21 protein-coding genes and 2 pseudogenes are annotated in these 17,627 nt (G+C 66.7%); 14 read left to right on the forward strand and 9 right to left on the reverse strand.

The features are described 5' to 3' along the window. From OR16_RS41815 to thpR, 6 genes are all read left to right on the forward strand, one after another. Positions 1–129: NAD(P)(+) transhydrogenase (Re/Si-specific) subunit beta (locus OR16_RS41815; RefSeq protein WP_006157437.1), on the forward strand; the 129-nt coding region annotated here is incomplete at its 5' end. A gap of 87 nt (positions 130–216) precedes the next feature. Beyond that, the gene (locus OR16_RS25535; RefSeq protein WP_006161159.1) at positions 217–1,002 is read left to right on the forward strand and encodes an SDR family NAD(P)-dependent oxidoreductase; all 786 of its coding nucleotides are present in this window, start codon (positions 217–219) and stop codon (positions 1,000–1,002) included. Positions 1,003–1,070: 68 nt separating this feature from the next. Next, positions 1,071–2,141 carry a phosphotransferase family protein gene (locus OR16_RS25540; protein WP_006161160.1) on the forward strand — a complete coding sequence of 357 codons (1,071 nt, stop codon included), beginning with the start codon at positions 1,071–1,073 and terminating at the stop codon, positions 2,139–2,141. Between the two features lie 172 nt (positions 2,142–2,313). Then, positions 2,314–3,819: a DNA-3-methyladenine glycosylase 2 family protein gene (locus OR16_RS25545; RefSeq protein ID WP_006161162.1), complete on the forward strand. Its 1,506-nt coding sequence runs from the start codon at positions 2,314–2,316 to the stop codon at positions 3,817–3,819. After that, positions 3,816–4,349: a methylated-DNA--[protein]-cysteine S-methyltransferase gene (locus OR16_RS25550; RefSeq protein ID WP_006161164.1), complete on the forward strand. Its 534-nt coding sequence runs from the start codon at positions 3,816–3,818 to the stop codon at positions 4,347–4,349. Before OR16_RS25545 ends, OR16_RS25550 begins: the two co-directional genes overlap by 4 nt. 63 nt (positions 4,350–4,412) lie before the next feature. After that, positions 4,413–4,769, forward strand: a complete 357-nt coding sequence (thpR, locus tag OR16_RS25555) for an RNA 2',3'-cyclic phosphodiesterase (protein ID WP_006161167.1) — start codon at positions 4,413–4,415, stop codon at positions 4,767–4,769. Between the two features lie 32 nt (positions 4,770–4,801). Here thpR and OR16_RS25560 read toward each other — a convergent pair whose 3' ends face one another. Next, positions 4,802–5,440 carry a LysE family translocator gene (locus OR16_RS25560; protein ID WP_006161169.1) on the reverse strand — a complete coding sequence of 213 codons (639 nt, stop codon included), beginning with the start codon at positions 5,438–5,440 and terminating at the stop codon, positions 4,802–4,804. Between the two features lie 124 nt (positions 5,441–5,564). Between OR16_RS25560 and OR16_RS25565 the strand changes: the two genes are divergently transcribed. Continuing rightward, complete coding sequence (locus OR16_RS25565; RefSeq protein ID WP_006161170.1) at positions 5,565–6,503, forward strand: LysR substrate-binding domain-containing protein; 939 nt, start codon at positions 5,565–5,567, stop codon at positions 6,501–6,503. Positions 6,504–6,729: 226 nt separating this feature from the next. Next, entirely contained in the window at positions 6,730–7,479 is a 750-nt protein-coding gene (locus OR16_RS25570) for a flagellar brake protein (RefSeq protein WP_043421077.1), read from the forward strand. Positions 7,480–7,611: 132 nt separating this feature from the next. On the opposite strand, the gene OR16_RS48405 is transcribed toward OR16_RS25570, so the two are convergent. The 3 genes and pseudogenes from OR16_RS48405 to OR16_RS25575 form a co-directional block, all read right to left on the reverse strand. After that, positions 7,612–7,716, reverse strand: a complete 105-nt coding sequence (locus tag OR16_RS48405) for an MASE2 domain-containing protein (RefSeq protein WP_141639913.1) — start codon at positions 7,714–7,716, stop codon at positions 7,612–7,614. Beyond that, positions 7,683–7,829, reverse strand: a complete 147-nt coding sequence (locus OR16_RS44650) for a hypothetical protein (protein WP_192816460.1) — start codon at positions 7,827–7,829, stop codon at positions 7,683–7,685. Before OR16_RS44650 ends, OR16_RS48405 begins: the two co-directional genes overlap by 34 nt. Positions 7,830–7,868: 39 nt before the next feature. Continuing rightward, positions 7,869–8,655, reverse strand: a pseudogene (locus OR16_RS25575) (IclR family transcriptional regulator domain-containing protein). Between the two features lie 424 nt (positions 8,656–9,079). Here OR16_RS25575 and OR16_RS25580 point away from each other — a divergent pair. Continuing rightward, the gene (locus OR16_RS25580) at positions 9,080–9,601 is read left to right on the forward strand and encodes a hypothetical protein (protein WP_006161174.1); all 522 of its coding nucleotides are present in this window, start codon (positions 9,080–9,082) and stop codon (positions 9,599–9,601) included. Between the two features lie 79 nt (positions 9,602–9,680). Here the strand turns inward: OR16_RS25580 and OR16_RS25585 are convergent, their stop codons facing one another. Next, positions 9,681–10,463, reverse strand: a complete 783-nt coding sequence (locus OR16_RS25585) for an IclR family transcriptional regulator (RefSeq protein WP_043421089.1) — start codon at positions 10,461–10,463, stop codon at positions 9,681–9,683. A 250-nt stretch (positions 10,464–10,713) separates the two neighbouring features. Between OR16_RS25585 and OR16_RS25590 the strand changes: the two are divergent. Both OR16_RS25590 and OR16_RS25595 read left to right on the forward strand, forming a co-directional pair. Beyond that, positions 10,714–11,941, forward strand: a pseudogene (locus OR16_RS25590) (MFS transporter). A gap of 57 nt (positions 11,942–11,998) precedes the next feature. Next, entirely contained in the window at positions 11,999–12,439 is a 441-nt protein-coding gene (locus OR16_RS25595; RefSeq protein ID WP_006161178.1) for a type II 3-dehydroquinate dehydratase, read from the forward strand. A gap of 25 nt (positions 12,440–12,464) precedes the next feature. Here the strand turns inward: OR16_RS25595 and OR16_RS25600 are convergent, their stop codons facing one another. From OR16_RS25600 to OR16_RS25610, 3 genes are all read right to left on the reverse strand, one after another. Continuing rightward, on the reverse strand, positions 12,465–12,815 hold the full coding sequence (locus OR16_RS25600; RefSeq protein ID WP_006161180.1) for a DUF1304 domain-containing protein: 351 nt from the start codon (positions 12,813–12,815) through the stop codon (positions 12,465–12,467). 71 nt (positions 12,816–12,886) lie between these two features. After that, entirely contained in the window at positions 12,887–13,420 is a 534-nt protein-coding gene (locus OR16_RS25605; protein ID WP_006161181.1) for a cupin domain-containing protein, read from the reverse strand. Positions 13,421–13,514: 94 nt separating this feature from the next. Next, entirely contained in the window at positions 13,515–14,435 is a 921-nt protein-coding gene (locus OR16_RS25610) for a LysR substrate-binding domain-containing protein (RefSeq protein ID WP_006161182.1), read from the reverse strand. 95 nt (positions 14,436–14,530) lie between these two features. On the opposite strand from OR16_RS25610, the gene OR16_RS25615 reads away from it, so the two are divergent. From OR16_RS25615 to OR16_RS25625, 3 genes are all read left to right on the forward strand, one after another. Continuing rightward, the gene (locus OR16_RS25615; RefSeq protein WP_006161183.1) at positions 14,531–15,250 is read left to right on the forward strand and encodes an FMN-dependent NADH-azoreductase; all 720 of its coding nucleotides are present in this window, start codon (positions 14,531–14,533) and stop codon (positions 15,248–15,250) included. Between the two features lie 181 nt (positions 15,251–15,431). After that, positions 15,432–15,767, forward strand: a complete 336-nt coding sequence (locus OR16_RS25620; RefSeq protein ID WP_006161184.1) for a hypothetical protein — start codon at positions 15,432–15,434, stop codon at positions 15,765–15,767. A 215-nt stretch (positions 15,768–15,982) separates the two neighbouring features. Further along, positions 15,983–16,966, forward strand: a complete 984-nt coding sequence (locus tag OR16_RS25625) for a VTT domain-containing protein (RefSeq protein WP_006161185.1) — start codon at positions 15,983–15,985, stop codon at positions 16,964–16,966. Here the strand turns inward: OR16_RS25625 and OR16_RS25630 are convergent. Next, a complete protein-coding gene (locus tag OR16_RS25630; RefSeq protein WP_006161187.1) occupies positions 16,929–17,621 on the reverse strand; it encodes a hypothetical protein in 693 nt (230 codons plus the stop codon). The two genes, OR16_RS25625 and OR16_RS25630, sit on opposite strands and share 38 nt — an antisense overlap. Positions 17,622–17,627 lie beyond the last annotated feature (6 nt).

Below are 17,627 nucleotides of genomic sequence, written 5' to 3' on the forward strand. Positions count from 1 at the left end.
ATCGTGAACAAGCGTTCGATGGCGGCAGGCTACGCGGGCCTGGACAACGAACTGTTCTACATGGACAAGACCATGATGGTGTTCGGCGACGCCAAGAAGGTAGTCGAAGACATGGGCAAGGCGGCCTGAGGCAGCTTTGGCTCGCCGCCCGAGCCCATTGGCGACACGTGGCCGGGCAAGACCGGTATCCGCACTGGCAATCCAAGGAGATTTTGAATGAGAGCACATCCCGCCCTTAACCCGTTTGCTGACCTCGAAGGCAAGGTAGCTCTGGTGACCGGCGCATTCGGCGGCCTGGGCCGGCACTTCGCCCTGACCCTTGCACGTGCCGGATGCCGGGTTGCACTAGCCGGACGGCGTGTCGGCGAAGGCGAGGCCTTGCTTGCCGCGCTTCGCGAGGAAGGCGCAGAAGGCTGCGTGGTTTCGCTCGACGTCAGGGACCCGGCCTCGGTGGCGTCGGCTTTCGCGGCGGCGGCCAGCGCGTTGGGCACGGTCAACATCGTGGTCAACAGCGCAGGCATTGCTGTCACGCGTCCCGCCATCGAGGTGGCGGAGGACGAATGGCAGAGCGTGATCGACACCAATCTGAGCGGCGCGTGGCGGGTGGCACAGCATGCGGCGCAGAGGATGCGCGATGGCGGCAAAGGCGGCAGCATCGTCAACATCGCCTCGATCCTCGGCCTGCGCGTTGCCCAGCAAGTGCCCGCCTATACCGCGGCCAAGGCTGGACTGATTCACCTGACGCGGTCGCTCGCGCTGGAATGGGCGCGTTATGGCATCCGCGTCAATGCGCTGGCACCGGGGTATTTTGAGACCGATATCAACCGGAGTTTTTTCGAGACCGATAGCGGCCAGGCACTGGTCAAACGGATCCCGCAACGCCGGCTTGGGCAGCCGGAGCAACTCGACGGCGCGCTGCTCCTGCTGGCATCGAACGCTTCGGACTACATCACTGGCGCCGTATTGCCGGTGGATGGCGGGCACATGGTCAGCACGCTTTAGCTCGAAGCGAACGACACAAGCAATCGAAGGGATCCCGAAGCGGATCGGGGCACAGGGAGACAGACACGATGACGCATGCCAGCGCGCAACGCGAGACCGCCCCGGCGGATGAACACCCGCTGGATCTGGATTGCACCAGGCTGGCAGCCTTGCTGCACGGGCAGGGCCTGATCGAGTGGCCCTCGCTCAGGGCGCAACGGCTGGCCGGCGGCCAGTCCAATCCCACCTATCGGATCTGGTGCGAAGGGCAGCAATATGTACTGCGCACCAAACCGCCCGGCAAGCTGTTGTCGTCTGCCCATGCCATTGACCGCGAATATCGCGTGATGCATGCACTGCGGGAAAGCGAAGTACCCGTCCCGCGACTGTTCCTCTACAGCGAGGATACGTCGATCCTGGGCAGCCCCTTCTACGTCATGGAATTCCTGCAAGGCAGGGTGATGTTCGACCAGTCGCTGCCCGGCCTGACGCGTGGGGAACGCACGGCGATCTACCGGGAAATGAACCGCGTGATAGCGGCATTGCATCGGGTGGACTATCAAAAGATAGGTCTCGCCGACTATGGAAAAAGCGGAAACTACATCGCACGGCAAGTGAGCCGCTGGTCGCGCCAGTGCGAAGAAGCCGGTACCCACGGCAATACTGCGCTGGCAGCCCTGGCGGATTGGCTTCCTCGCCATCTTCCGCCAGAACACCAGACCAGCCTTGTCCACGGCGACTTCCGCATGGACAACCTGCTCTTTCATCCAACCGAGCCGCGCGTGCTTGGCGTCCTGGATTGGGAATTATCGACGCTAGGCCATCCGGTGGCCGACCTTGCCTACCAGTGCATGGGCTGGCATATCCCGGCATCACTCTGGCGCGGCATTGGCGGGTTGGACCTGCACGACCTGGGCATTCCGGACGAGGCCACCTACATTCGATGGTATGGCAATGCCAACGGCATGCAGGAGATGGAACATTGGGACTTCTACCTCGCCTATAACTTCTTCAGGCTGGCCGCCATCATGAACGGTATTGCGCGGCGTGCGGAAGGCGGCAATGCGGCAGCGGCGGATGCGTTGGAAACCGGCAGCAAGGCAAAGCCGCTTGCAGAACTGGGCTGGGAATATGCAACGCGCTATGGGGCAACGCTGTAGTTGCCGGGGCAGGTAGGCTCGCCTTTCTTTCCACTGGGCCGCGCCCCTTCCAGCCAGCGCCACCGCACGCCCAATCCACCTCGCTCAAGCCGCACCAGGTCAATCCACTGTCCTCCAGGCAAATGTCCGAATCCAGCTAGTTCCGACCGCACAACGGAGTAGCATGCGGGCTATGAAACTCGATCCGGACACCTGCTACAAGGCCGTGGCCTCGCACGACCGCCGCTTCGACGGGCGCTTCTTCGTGGGCGTGTCGTCCACCGGGGTCTACTGTCGGCCGATCTGCGCGGTGCGCACGCCCAAGCGCGAGAACTGCACCTTCTACGACACCGCCGCCGCGGCGGAGAAGCAAGGCTTCCGGCCTTGCTTGCGCTGCCGGCCCGAGCTGGCACCGGGCGAGCTGGCACCGGGACACGGGCTGGCCGACCTGTCGGGGCGCCTGGCCCAGGCCGCGGCCACGCTGATCGACGAGGGTTTCATGGCCGATGCCGGCGTCGCCGGTCTGGCCGCGCGCATCGGCATCACCGAGCGCCACCTGCGCCGGCTGTTCGACGCGCAGTTCGGCGTCTCGGTGCTGGAGTACGCGCAGACCCAGCGTTTGCTGCTGGCCAAGCGCCTGCTGACCGATACCGGGCTGACTGTCACCGACGTGGCGCACGCAGCCGGCTTTGGCAGCGTGCGCCGTTTCAACGATGTGCTCAAGACGCGCTACGGGCTGACGCCCATGGCGATGCGCAAGCGCGCGGCCGACAACGTGGCCGACGAGCTGGTGTTCGAACTGGGCTACCGCCCGCCGATGGCGTGGGCCGCATTCCTGCAATTCCTGGGCGTGCGCGCGGTGGAAGGCATCGAGCAGCTTGGCGATGGCACCTACGCGCGCACGCTGGCGATCGACAGCGGCGGCCGCACGCATCTGGGCTGGCTGCGGCTGGAGCATGTAGCGCGCCGCCACGTCATCAAGGTGACTTTGTCTGGCTCGCTGGCGCACGTGATTCCACAAGCGCTGGGCCGCGTGCGGCGGCTGTGCGACCTGGGCTGCCGGCCTGATGTGGTCGACCAGCATCTGGGCCCGCTGGCCGCCGAAGCACCCGGCATGCGCTTGCCAGGCGCGGTGGATGGCTTCGAGATTGCCGTGCGCGCGGTGGTGGGCCAGGTGATCTCGGTGAAGCACGCCCGCACGCTGCTGGGGCGGCTGGCCGAGCGCCACGGTTTGCCGCTGGCGCAGCCCACGCCGGCGCTGCGCTTTACGTTCCCGGACGCGGCCGCGCTTGTTGCCGTGCCGCCCGAGGCACTGCGCGAGATCGGCATTCCGCTGGGCAAGGGCCGGGCCATCCATGCCATCGCTGCCCGCGTGGCGGCGGGCGAGCTCAAGCTCGAGCCCAACGCCGCGCCGGAAGACACCATGGCACGTCTGCGCGAGGTCGAAGGCGTGGGCGACTGGACCGCGCAATACGTGGCCATGCGCGCGCTCGGCTGGCCGGATGCCTTCCCCGGCACCGACTACGTCTTGCGCAAGGTGCTCGGCGTCGCTACCGTGCGAGGCATGAACCAGCATGTCGCGCAGTGGGCGCCGTGGCGCGCCTACGCCGCCATCCACCTGTGGCGGCGCCACGAAGAACACAAAGCGGACAAGCCGGACAAGCCGGAACGAGACGACAAGACAAGGGACACACCATGATTGCATACCGCATCGTCGCCAGCCCACTGGGCGAAGTGCTGCTGCGCGTCGACGGCGCGCGCTTGAGCGGGCTGTTCTTCTCCGGGCAGAAGTACTACCCGGCGGCGGCCACGCCGGACAAGAACGTGCCCGCGGCCGCGAAGCCCGTCTTCGAGCAGGCCGCTGATGAACTGGCCGACTACTTCGCCGAGCGCCTGCAAGCCTTCACGGTCCCCATGGTGCTGGGCGGCAGCCCGTTCCAGCACGCGGTCTGGCAGGCACTGTGCGAGATCCCGTTCGGCGCGACCACGTCATATGGCGAACTGGGCGCCGGGCTGGGCTTCGCACCCACCCATGCGCGCGCGATCGGCGGGGCGGTGGGGCGCAACCCTTTGTCGGTGATCGTGCCTTGCCATCGCGTGCTGGGCGCCAGCGGCGAGCTCACCGGCTATGCCGGCGGCACCGACCGCAAGCGCGCGCTGCTCCGGCTCGAAGGCACGGCCGCGGCGATGGCACTGCCTATACTGCGTCAGTCGGCGTTAGTCTTTTGAGTTAGCGGCCTCGCGCCGCTGCGTTTGACCACCCGCGCCGGGCCGTCACGGGAGGTGAGACCGATGGCACGTTTGTTCGTGGCGATTGAGGTTCCGCAAGCGCTGGCGGCGGCGTTGCTGGCTCGCGTGCCGCGCGTGGGGGGCATCCGGGCGGCGACGCCGCATCAGGTCCATCTCACGCTGCACTTCCTCGGCGAGCAGGATGACGCCACGGCGGCATGCATCGAGCAAGTGCTTGGGGGCGTATCAGGCAAGTCCTTCGCGCTCACGGTGAAAGAGGCCGGCTATTTTCGCGGCCGGCGTGCCAGTGTGCTGTGGGTGGGGGTGGCGCCCAATGCGGCGCTGGACGGCTTGCGCGCGGCGTTGGCGCGGGCTCTTGGTGGATGCGGGAGGTATGGGCTGGATCCGGGGCCAGGCTGATGCCGCCGGCAACTGCCAGCTTCATGCCCGCTTCATGCCAGGTTGCCCACGCCAAGCGCCACTCCCAACGCCAGCAACACCGAGCCAATCACCCGATCCAGCAATGACTGGCGCCGCAGCATCGCGACGCGCAGCGCGGGCGTGCTGACGCAGCACGCAATCAGCCCGAACCAAGCCAGGTGCGCCAGCGACATGAACAGGCCGTAGCCAAATTGCACTGCCAGCGGCGTTTGCGCATTCACCACCTGCGTATAGGTACTGACCACGAACAACGTGGTCTTGGGATTGAGCGCATTGGTGAGAAAGCCCATCTTGAGCGCGCCGAGCGCTGTCAACGCAGGTGTGCCCGCATCCGCGCCGAACGGCGGCGCGTTCCGGTCCGGCGCGCGCTTGCGCAAGGTCTGGATGCCGATCCAGACCAGGTAGGCGGCGCCGAGCAGCTTCACCACCGTCAACAGCTTGTGCGCGTGCTCCATCAACAACGCCACGCCAAACATCGTGTAGAAAACGTGCACCTGCACGCCAAGGGCGATGCCCAGCGCGCACAGCAGCCCGGCCTTGCGGCCATGCATGAAGCTGTTGCGCATCACCATGGCGAAGTCGGGGCCTGGGCTGATCACGGCCAGCACGGTAATGGTGGCGACGGCCAGCAATTCGGTGAGAGGGTGCATTTGTGTGAGGATCCTTGACGGGATGGAAGGCGGGGTTCCAGGCATTCTCGGAGTTGTTGTGTGGCCCCACAACCGATTTATACTTGCGAAAATCCATGAGAAAAACTGACATATCAAGGCAAGCATGCACTGGCTGGGCGGGATCCGTTTCTTCGAGGCCGCAGCGCGGCACCAGAGTTTCATGCGGGCTGCGGACGAACTGCACCTGACCCACGGCGCGGTCAGCCGCCAGATTCGCCAGTTGGAGGAAGCGCTCGGCGTGGCGCTGTTCGAACGCCGCAACCGGGCCGTCTTCCTGACCGAGGCGGGGCGCACCCTGCATGCCGCCGCCACCCAGTCGCTGGAAGTGCTGGACGCGGCTGCGCAGCGCATCCGCGCGCACGCCCAGCCCAAGGCGCTGGTCCTATCGTGCGAGCCCACCATCGCCATGCGCTGGCTGATTCCCCGCCTGCCGCGGTTCACCGAGGCGCATCCGGAGGTGACGCTGCACCTGATGGCCGCCGGCGGCCCGGTGGACTTCGCGCGCAGCGGCGTGGACCTTGCGCTGCGCCGCAACGATTTTCATGTGGGGCCGGAACTGCATGCCCATGAAGTTGCCGAGGAGTGGGTGGGCGTGGTTTGCCGCGCCGGGGCCACCCTCGGGGCGTCGTCCCACCGGCTGCACACGCGCTCGCGCCCGGATGCCTGGCAGCGCTGGGCCAAGGCCGCCGGCGGTGCGCAGCGCTTTGGCGCCGATGCCTGGTACGAGCATTTCTACCTGACCATCCAGGCTGCGGCGGCCGGGCTTGGGTGCGCGATCGCGTCGCGCCTGATGGTGGCCGACGAGATCGCCGACGGCCGCATCGCCGCGCCGCGAGGCTTCGTGCGCGACGGATCGTGCTATCAGTTGCTCTCGCCAGTGGCGTTCGAGCACGATGCGCGGCGTCGCGCGGTAAGGGACTGGCTGTGCCAGGAGGCGCAAGCATCGCTCGGCGCGGATCCGGCCCGGGTGGCCGCATCGCCACATCCAGCACATGGGGCCAAGGGAGCAGAAAAACGGCGTGGGCGCGAAGACGGCACATGAGGCGTAAACCCGCCCCGGCGGGCTACCCCACGGAAGTCTGGCTCAAGTTTTGCCACACTTCGCCGTTGTTCAAGCAAGAGCTTGCGCAGCGGCAGGCGTCGCGCTTAACATGCGGCGCAAGCCGCTCGCCCCCCGCGTGCACCCGGGTATGCGGGCAGCCCGAATTCCCCCGTCGCAAGCCAGTCTGGCGCGACGCCGGCCTCTCTCAGACGTTTGCGTGATTTTCATGAGTCTCCAAGATTCCCCGGAGCAATCCGAGCTTGACGCCGGCGCGTTGCCAGACGACCGCTATCGCCTTACCCATTCCTCGCAGATCGGCACCGTGCTGCGCGACCTCGCCTGGCAGAAGTGCATCCTGAACGTGCGCGCCCGTACGGCCCACGAGATGGTCACGACCGTGCTGCATACGGATCCTGCGAGCCGCACCTTTGTCTTCGACTGGTGTTCCACCGAGCCCGAGCGGCAGGCGCTGCTGGCGTCCAACGAGAATGCCTTCTCGGCGTCGCTGCGCGGGGTGCCCGTGAACTTCATGATCGGCACGCCCGAAATCACCCAGTTCCAGGGTGGCCCGGCGTTTGCCGCGCCGTTTCCGGAGAAGCTCTACCACTTCCAGCGCCGCCGTCATTTCCGCGCGCGCACGCTGGTCACCAAGGGCTATGTCTGCGCCATCAAGATGAGCGACGGCAACGTGCTCAAGCTCGACATTGCAGATCTCTCGCTCTCGGGCGTCGGGTTGCGCTCCAAGTCCGTGGACGCCACGCAGTTGCCGGTGGGCACCACCATCTCCGGCGTGCATCTGGATTTTGGTACGCTGGGCAAGCTGGAACTCAGCCTGCAAGTGGTGGGCCACTGGCTGGCCGGGCGCGATGACAGCGCCATCCACCATTTCGGCTGTGCATTCTCCAACCTTGACGGCCGCATGGAGAATTTCCTGCAGCGCCTGGTGTTCGCGCTGGAATTGGCCAGCCGCGGCTAAGCGCCAGCGCCGCCCAATGCGGCACGAGCCGGCCCTGGCGGCCGGCCTCCTTCCCGTCTTTCTCTTTGCACCCGAGCCCGCTGGCGACGCCGTCACGGATTGCGTGCCGTGCATCGAGCCGCTGCGCGGCGCTCAACCCGCGCTGCGGCGCGACCGCCAGGACGCCACGTGCGGCCAGACAAGGCCGTGCAGGAAGACCAGCATCAGCAGCCAGTGCGGCGCGCCCGCGTCCAGCATGGCTGCCCCACCGCAAAGAACCCGATCGCCAGTCCGATGGCGCGCATGGCGTAGACCCGCCGGACAAAGCGCATGCCTTTGCCTGCCAGCGGGTTGACGGTCTTCTGCGCCATGGATTTACGGTTCCTTGCCGGGTCTTGGTTTCAGGCGGTTCAGGCGGCGATCAGCTTGCCGATGGCCGTGGCCGCTTCGCGCATCGGCGGCAGCAGGCGCGAGATCATCTCCGCTTCCGATACCTGCGCCGCGCGCACGCTGACGCTGATGCCCGCCATGACGCTGCAGCACATAGTCCAGCTCGCGCGCATGCGCAAAGCTCGCCTCCAGCTCGGGCCGCGAGATCTTGGTCTGCAACGTGCGCGGGCGCAGCTCGACGTGATCGAAGAAGTCTTCCAGCGCTGGCTCGGCCAGGTGGGCCAGCAGCATGCGGCCAATCGACGTGCAGTACGCCGGCAGCCGGCTGCCCATGCCGAGCGAATAAGTGAGCACCCGCTGCACCTCCGAGCGCACCAGGTAAAGGATGTCAGTGTCGTCCAGGATGGCCAGCGCCGAGGTTTGCTGGATGCGCGTGCTGAGCGCGTCGAGGATCGGCTGGGCCAGCGACACCAGTGACGTAGACGAGAAATACGCATGGCCCAGGTGCAGCACGCGCGGGCGCAGCGCGAACTGGCCGCCCTGCTGGCTCACGTAGCCGAGCTGCTCCAGCGTGTACAGGCAGCGCCGTACCGATGCGCGCGAGAGCTGGGTGCGCTGCGCCACCTGGGAGATGGTGAGCGGGCGCTTACGCTCGGAGAAGGCCTCAAGCACGCTCAAGCCGCGCGCCAGCGACAGCATGAAATTCGGGTCGCCGGCAAAACTGTTGAGAAGGTCGGCCTGAGGGCGGGCGACGCGGACAGTGGCGGCCGTTGCCTGGCCAGGGCTGCTGGGAATGGGGGCGTCCATGTGGGCGAGTGCGCGCGGGTTGTTCGATAATCGCGCATCTTAAACCGGCTGGGCTCCCCGGGCCAGCGCTTTTCTTTCGCCCGATCCCCGTTTTGGTGCGGGTACCGGGCCGGCCGGCAAAAAAAACGTCGCCGTCTCAAAGGTGCGGCGACTGGAAGGGTGTGTCATCAAGACGGGGGTCTCGGCGACAAGCCCAGCATAGGACGTCGCCGTCAGACATTAAATACAACTTCCGAGGGGATTATTGTCACGCCATGTCTCGGCCGCCAGGCGCGCGCGGCGCCTGGCGCCCCCCGCTGTGGCGAGGCGGGTAAAATCGCGCCCTTGATGTCGCCGCCGTCCCGGTCCGCCCCCGCCCAAGCATCGCGCTGCGGGCCCGGCCAGCGCCCGCAGCCCACCGCGCAGCCCCGAATTGAAGCCAGCCATGACCCAACAGCCCGAACTCTCCCCCGAAGCCGACGACCAGGACGCCGCCGTGGACAACGCAGAAAAGATCCAGGAGCCGCGCCTGTGGCGTGCCGACGGCTGGACCGCCCGCGTGATCAAGAACGAGGACGACGACGGCTGGGCCGTTGCCATGATCAAGGATGGCGAGCCCGAACCCGCCCTGGTTGGCCCCTGGACCATGGGCCGCGACAAGAAGAACCCCAAGCCGCTGGACACCAACGCCTTCTCGACGCTGGTCAAGACCGCCTCCGAAGTGCTGCGCCGGCATGAGCAGCAACTGCACGCCATGCTGCACAAGAGCGTGATCGTCGACACGGACACCGCGCGCATCAGTGTGACCCTCGACATCGTTCCCGACGAAGACAATCCCTACGCGGTGCTGAGCGCCACCGACGAGAACGGCGACGAACTGGCGCAGGTGCGCGTGTCGGCCGGCTTCAAGCTGAGCAAGGCCAGCGCCGCCGACTGGATCGAGAACGAATACAGCAAGCCGCGCTGAGCGGCCAGGAACCGCGCCTGGACTGCGCGCAAAACAGAACGCAAAACAGAACGCAAAACAGAACGACTAAGCGGAACGCTTACACAGCGCGGTTGAACAGCGCCGAGGCCGAGCTCGCCAGCGCCAGTTCGGTGGCGGCGGCAAGCAGCGCCGGGCCCAGCTCCTTCATGCGCTGCTCGGTCAGCCGGCTGAGCGGGCCCGCAATGCTGATCACGCCGATTGCCGGATAGCCCCCACGGCGCTGCACGGGGGCGGCCATCGCCGTCATGGCCGGCGCAAAGACTTCATTGATCGTGGCATAGCCGCGCTCGCGCGCCCGGTGAATGAAGCCCAGCAGGGCCTTGATGGTGGTGGGCGCATTGGGGCCGTACTGATTCGGTTGCCCGAAGCCTTGCCGCGATACCAGCTCCAGGGCGCGTTCGTCCGTCATGGTCTGCATCCAGGCGTGTCCCGTCGCGCTGCACGAAAGAATCGTGTCCATGCCCATGTCGGGGTCATAGCGCAGCCCGCGCAGCGCGCCTTGCGCCTTGGCCACCCAGGTCAGGCGATCCCCGTCGACAATGGCCAGGCGCACCAGCTCGCCTGATGTATCCGCCAGCCGGTCCAGCCTAGTCTGCGCGATGTCCACGATGCCCGAAGTTGCTAGAAAGCCCAGGCCCATCCCCACCAGCTTGGTGGTCAGGATGTAGTCGCCGTGTTCCCGCAACTGGCGTACATAGCCCGCATTCTTGAGGTCGACCAGCAGGCGGTGGCACGCACTGCGCGGGATGTCGAGATCGTCGGCGATGGCGGCGAGCGGCACGGCCTCGACCTGCGTGCAGAGGTATTCGAGGATGCCTAGTGTGCGTAGTACGCCTGACATGGCGAACTCCCTGCTGATGCCAATATAGTTCATGACTATCCAATACGAATTTCAATTCGTCAAGATTGGAATGGTATTCACGAACCCTTGCTAGCATGCTTTCACCGATCCAACCGGCACGAAGGCAGACGCGCGAGAGCGTTGGACGGCTTCAACGGACAACGGAAGGGCGGCGATGCCTACCCTTCCCCGGAAGAGAATGCCAGGAGACAAGATGATTGAAGAGACACTACGCCCGGCCGATGCCGCGATGCGCACGCGCGCCGTGGCGGCCGCCACCATCGGCACTGCACTAGAGTGGTTCGACTTTACGCTTTACGGGGCGTTGGCGGCCACAATCCTGCCCAAGCTGTTTTTCCCGGCCATGGAGCCAACCTCCGCGCTGCTGGCATCGCTGGCCACCTTCGGCGTTGGCCTGGCGGCGCGGCCCCTCGGTGCCATCATCTGCGGCCACCTTGGCGACAAGCTCGGGCGCCGCAACCTGCTGCTGGGCACGGTCACGATCATGGGGCTGTCTTCCGTGCTGATGGGCTTGCTTCCCACGTACGCGCAGATCGGTGTCTGGGCGCCAGTGTTGCTGGTGCTGTTGCGCATCCTGCAGGGCTTCGCGCTCGGGGGCGAATCGACCGGCGCGCAACTCATGGCCATCGAGCACGCCAGCCCGGACCGGCGCGGCAAGTACTCCGGGTTGCTGGGCCTTTGCTCTCCGCTGAGCCAGATACTCGCCAATGGCGCGCTGTTGCTGCTTGCCTCCACGATGTCGGCGGAATCGTTCGATGCCTACGGCTGGAGGGTGCCGTTCCTGCTGAGCTTCATCCTGGTGATCGTCGGCATCTATATCCGCCTGAAGGTCAACGAAACGCCGGCATTCGTCGCGCTGCGCAAGAGCCAGGTGGCGCAGGCGGCAGAGCTACATCACCAAGACGCTCGAAGTGCCGAAGCAGACCGGCTTCCTGCTGCTGATGGGCGCCAATGTCTGCGCGATTGCCGGCGCGCTGGCGGGTGGCATGCTTAGCGACAAGATTGGCCGCAAGAAGGCGCTGGCCATCGGTTCCATCGCGACGCTGCTGATCCTGTTCGTCTACTTCCAGATCCTTGACACCAAGAGCTTCCTGCCGATGCTCGCCATCATGGGCCTGTTCCTGGGCTTCACCCAGTTCCAGAGCGGCATCCAGCCGGTCGCCTTCGCCGAAGCGTTTCCGACCAATGTCCGCTATTCGGGATCGGCGCTTGCGTACACCGGCGCAAACCTGATTGCCGGCGGCCCGATGCCGGTGGTCGCCGTGTGGCTGCTGCAGGTCTGCAACGGCTCGCCGTGGGGCGTGGTTGCCGTCTGCGCCGTGTTCAACCTGATCTCGCTGGCCATGATCCTGACGGCGCCCGAAACGCGCGGCATCGACATGAACCGTACCGATGCGCCCGGCGTCATCGCCGACGGCGCTCGGTTCATGCCGATCGGCACCCGCAAATCTCACTAGCCTTGCAAATCCCATCAACTCATTCAGCGCGCGGCACATTGCCGCGCGCCACAAATCATGACCGAACTCGTCTATGTCCTGAACGGCTCCAACCTCAACATGCTGGGCAAGCGCGAGCCGCATCTGTATGGCACGACCACGCTTGCCGAGGTCCAGCAGCGGGTTGCGGTGCTGGCGGATGAACTGCGGATCGCGTGCGACTTTCGCCAGACCAACAGCGAAGCCACAATGGTCGACTGGCTGCAGGAAGCGTTTGAGAAGGGCGCGGGCGTGATCATCAATCCGGCCGGCTTTTCCTTCGCCTCGATCCCCGTGCTGGATGCCGTCAAGCTGATCCAGCGTCCGGTGATCGAGCTGCACATCACCAACATCCATGCGCGCGAGGAGACCCATCGCCATTCGCAGATCTCGCGCGCGGCCACCGGCGTGATCTGCGGGCTTGGCGTTGCCGGCTACACACTGGCGCTGCGCGCCATGGCCGACGCCCTGCGCAGCTAGTGCGACGCCAGGCCTGCGGGGCGCCTCAGGCCAGCAGCACCAGCGCGATGGCGATCGCCGCTGGCAGGCCCTGCACCCACAGGATCTTGCTGCTGGCCGTGCAGGCGCCGAAGATGCCGGCCACCAGCACGCAGCACAGGAAGAACAACTGCACCGGCAGTGCGGCGGTGACCAGGCCCCACAGCAGGCCGGCCGCGAGAAAACCGTTGTACAGGCCCTGGTTGGCAGCCAGCGCTTTGGTGGCGACGGCGAACTCATGCGTCAGCCCGAAGGCCCGCATGCCCTTGGGCTTATCCCACAGGAACATCTCGAGCACCATGATGTAGACATGTTCCAGCGCTACCAGCGCCACAGCGGCAACGGACAACCATTTCATGACAGGGACCTCGGAAAGGGGAAAAGTCGGGAAGGGGTTTGGGCGGTCTGCAGTTTTAGCGTATTGGCGTATTAACGTTGTGGCGCAGGGGCGAGCCGCGCGATCAGCGCGGCATGGCGCGGGTGCGATGCCAGCAGGATGTCGGCGTCGGCCAGCTCGAACTCGCTGAACGCGAAGCCGGGCGCCACGGTGCAGCCCACCAGCGAGAAGCCATCCGGATCGCTGCGCTCTGCGGCGAACCAGCACCCCGCCCTGACCACTGCCTGAAAGACCGCGTCGCAACCGGCTAGCGCGTTGCCCAGCCGGTGCGTGGTGAGGCCGCCGTCTTGCTCCAGCACGTGCACGTTGAGCGGGCAGCCCGCGTAGAAGTGCCACACCTCGTCGGAGCGGATGCGGTGCCAGGCGGAGTAAGCGCTGTCGCACAGCAGGTAGTAGATCGCGGTGGAGGCCGCATGCGTGGCGAGCGTGCCGGCACCTTCACGCGATACCCTCACCGTGTCGCGATGGGTCTCGCGGTAGTAGCCGCCTTCCGGATGCGGCTGCAGGCCGAAGCGCTGGATCAACTGGTCTTTGTCTTGGTGTTGCGAGTCAGGTTGGGCATGCATGCGCGGAGCTCCGGGATCGGTAGCCGCCATCATGCCCGCTTGCCGGCGGAATCAGCAATCAGCAATCAGCAACAACGCGGATCGAGCCCGCGGCTCAGCACATTGTGTTATCCGCCTGCGGGCCGATCCACGCGCGCACGGCGCGCACCGCGTCGTCGTCGCGCCGGTGTGCCGGGTAGACCAGGTAATAGCCGGCGCCCTCGATGACCGGCCCGCAGGGCTGCACCAGCGCGCCGCTGCGCAATTCTTCCGCCACCAGTGTCAGGCTCAGCAAGGCCACGCCCTGGCCGCCAAGCGCCGCCAGGATGGCGTGGGTCTCGTCTGAGAAGACGGGGCCGCTGGCCACGTCGAGCCGGTCCAGCCCGGCCTCCCGCTGCCATAGCGCCCAGGTCACGGGGCGGCGCGCGTGGCTGCGCCACTGGTGGTGCAGCAAGGTCTGGCGGCGCAGCCCCGCGGCGCTCTTCACGCCCAGCAGCGGGCTGCACACCGGCGCAAAGCGCTCGCGCCATAGCAGCTCGGCGTCAAGCGCGCGCCATTTGCCGCTGCCGTAGCGGATGGCGGCGTCGGCCTGGCCCGCATGCAGGTCCACGGCATCCAGCGAGGCATGCACATGCAGGTCGAACTCCGGCGCCACCGCCCGCAGCCCCGGCGCGCGCGGCAGCAGCCAGCGCGCGGCGAAGGCCGGCGTGGCCGAAACCGTGAGCGTCTTGCGCGATGGCGGCGCGCGCAGCCTGGCCACGGCTTGCTCCAGCGCGTCGAAGCCGTCGCGCGTGCCGGGGTATAGCGCCGCGCCATGCGCGCTCAGCACCAGCCGGCGCGGCAGGCGCTCGAACAGTGTCACGCCAAGCACTTGCTCCAGCCGCCGCAGCTGATGGCTCACCGCCGTCGGCGTGACCGACAGCTCCTGGGCGGCGTGCTTGACGCTCAGGTGCCGCGCGGTGGCCTCGAAAGCGCGCAGCGCGGCGAGCGGCGGCAGGCGGCGGGGGGTGGTTTCGGATGAGGTATTTTCAGCCATGAGGCAGAGAAAGGATCGGTTGTGAGGGTGTCATGGCGAGTCTACATTGCCATCACCCTTAACCGCGTGTGCTGAGCCATGAGAACGGCTCAGGCATGACCAACCGCAATGAGAACGACATGGCTTACCTCCTGCATATCGACGCCAGTGCCCGCCCGGGACGCTCCGGCGCCGACGCCCACGGCTCCCACACGCGCCGTCTCTCGCACCGCTTTGTCAGCCGCTGGCAAGCGGCGCGTCCCGCGGACATCGTGGCTTACCGCGACGTAGGCCAGCAACCGCCCGCGCCCGTCAACGCTGACTGGATTCGCAGCGCCTTCACGCCGCCCGCGCGGCGCGAGCGGTGGATGGATGCGGTGCTGGCCGAAAGCGATCGACTGGTCGCGGAAATCGAGCGCGCCGACGTGCTGGTGATTGGCGTGCCGATGTACAACTTTGGCGTTCCGGCGCAACTCAAGGCGTATATCGACAATATCGTGCGCGTGGGCAAGACCTTCGGCTTTGACAGGGAACGCGCGGGCGAGCCTTACTGGCCGATGCTGGCGGGGCGCGGCAAGCAACTGGTGTTGCTGACAGCGCGTGGAGATCATGGCTACGGCGACCGCCTGGCCCGGCTCGACCATGTCGGCCCGGCGCTGCGTGCGGCGTTTGGCTATATCGGCATCGATGACACGGTGGAGGTCGCTATCGAGTACGACGAGTTCGGTGGCGAGCGGCTGGCCGCCTCGATCGCGCAGGCCGAGGCGGAGGTGGATGCCGCGGTCGCCACGGCAATGCGGCGAGTGACCTGCGAGGCCGCGGCCATGCAACCCTGAGCCCAGTGCGGTCTTTGCGCGCGGCTCGCAAGCATCCAGCATCCAGCATCCAGGTGCATCCACGCCGCGATTTGCAGCGTATCTGGTTTAACCGCGCGATTCACGTGTGGCCGGACCAGCGCAGGGCGCTGCTCCCCAGCAAGCCAGTCGCGATCCGCCGATCGCCCAGAAGGAGATTGCCATGACCCGCCATTTCTTCAAGTTGTTGATGACTTCGGCCGCACTTGCCGGCATTGCCGCCACGGCGGTTCCGGCGCACGCCTGCGGCCCCAAGGACAGTGCCGTGTCGGGGGACCGTTATGGCTACGTCTTCCATGCGATGCGTTTCGATGTCTATAGCGATGGCGCACGCCTGGATCCGGCCGCCGTTCCTGCAACGGGCGCGGACGCCAGCCGCCTGCGCAAGCCGGATCCGTTCTCGGACGGCGCGCAGAAGCTGGCCGGCATGGACCGCAGCGGCCCCTCGGCGGACCCGGCGCGTCAGTTCGACACGTACCAGGACGGAGCGCACGCCTGACTATCGGCGCGAAAGGCCGGCGCGAAAGGCGTGAATAGCCGGCGTGGATCGCCCGCGGCCGCTTCGTTCAGGGTTTTTGAAGTTCGCATACAAGACAACGCACTACGCCGCGCCACCTTGGTGGCACACTACTGCCTATACCCGTCGGCGCGAGCACCTTCGGTCGCGCCGATTACCTTGACGGGTTGAAAACGGCAACAGTGCGGGAGATCGGTGTGGGTGAATTGCAGTCCTTGCTGGAGAGCCACGGCGTGATGCTCGTGTTTCTCAACGTGCTGGCCGAGCAGGCCGGACTGCCGGTGCCGGCCGTACCCATGCTGTTCGTTGCCGGCGCGCTCGGCATGCGCGAGGGCGGCCCGGCGCTGGGAGCCGTGCTGGCGGCCGTTATCCTGGCCTGCCTGATTGCCGACACGGCCTGGTACTTCGCCGGCAAGCGGCTCGGGCAACCCATGTTGCGCACCATCTGCCGGGTTTCCATCTCGCCCGATACCTGTATTCGCCAGACCCAGTCACTGTACCTGCGCGTGGGCCCGCGTTCGCTGGTGTTCGCCAAGCTGCTGCCGGGCGCTGGCGCGCTGTCCACCGCCATGGCTGGCATGACGTCCACGCCATTCCTGGTGTTCCTGTTCTACGACGCCATCGGGGCACTGGTGTGGGCCGGCGGCGCGCTGCTGATCGGCGTGGTGTTCACCGATTTTGTCGAAGTCATCCTGAATGCCTTCAGCACCTATGGCCCGATGGCCGTCATGGTCGTGCTGGGTGCGTTCGCCGCCTTCGTCGCGTGGAAGTTCTGGCGGCGTGTGCGCCTGTTGCGCCGCACCCGGCGCGTGCCACGCATGTCGGTGGGCGAGCTGGAGGCGCGCCGGCTCGGCGATCGCTTTCCGCTGGTGCTCGATGTGCGCAGCGACGCGGTGGAGCGGATCCCCGGGGCCATGACCATAGATCTGAACGCGCCGCTGGAACTACTCTCCGAGCATCCGACCAGCATCGACATCGTGGTCTACTGCGCTTGCCCGCATGAGGTGTCGGCGGCGGTGCTGGCGGAGCGCCTGAAGGCGGCCGGCTACGCTAATACCTGGGCGCTGGCCGGTGGCTTCGATGAATGGAAGCGCCTGCATGGCGAACCGCCGCCGGCTGGCGGCGACGTGGCTGTGGTGGCGCTCACGCCACACGCAAGCGGCCCCGGCGCGGCGCGCTGAGCCTTGCGCCCCGCGTAGCCTGCGCGGGATCAGCAGCCGACCCAGTAGGCGTAGCCGCGAGTTGTTCGAGCGGGTCGCCTTCGTCGCGGTCGGACGGGCTGCGTACCTTGCTCGGTGCTTCCGCCATCTTCCAGCGCGGGTTCTTGCGCAGAGCCGCGTTGAGCTGCGTCAGCGTGGAGGCCGCGGTAACGTCCTGGCTTTCCAGCTTGAGCGTCAGCCCGGCCGGGATGCCGTGCAGCGCGCGGATCACGGCGTCGCCGCTGCGGCCCACTTCGATCAGCGCATCGGGGTAGTGGTAGTCCATCAGGTGCTCTTCGTCGAGCGCCGTACCGCATTCATCCTGGTTGGGCGTGATGTCCGGCGGCTTGCCCCACGCGGCCTGCACGTCCGCCATGCTGGTCAGCCCGCGCAGGGCCACCAGCGGGCGGGCCAGCGGCGCGGGCGCAAAGCTGGGCGCGTCGTCCGGCGGGGTGGCGTCGTCGGAGCGCGCCGCCCGCGCATCCGATGCGGCAGCGGCGGATGCGGATGTGGCCGGGGCGGCCGGAGCTGGTTCATTGCGTTCGCAGCCAGGCAGCGCTGCAAGCGCGGCGCAGGCGGCGAGGGTGGACAGGCAGCGGGACAGCGTGGGGCCGTCGGTGTCGTTCAGGCGGAGCATGTTGCA

This window comes from Cupriavidus basilensis OR16 (genome assembly GCF_000243095.1).
GTDB classification, from domain to species: Bacteria; Pseudomonadota; Gammaproteobacteria; order Burkholderiales; family Burkholderiaceae; genus Cupriavidus; species Cupriavidus basilensis_D.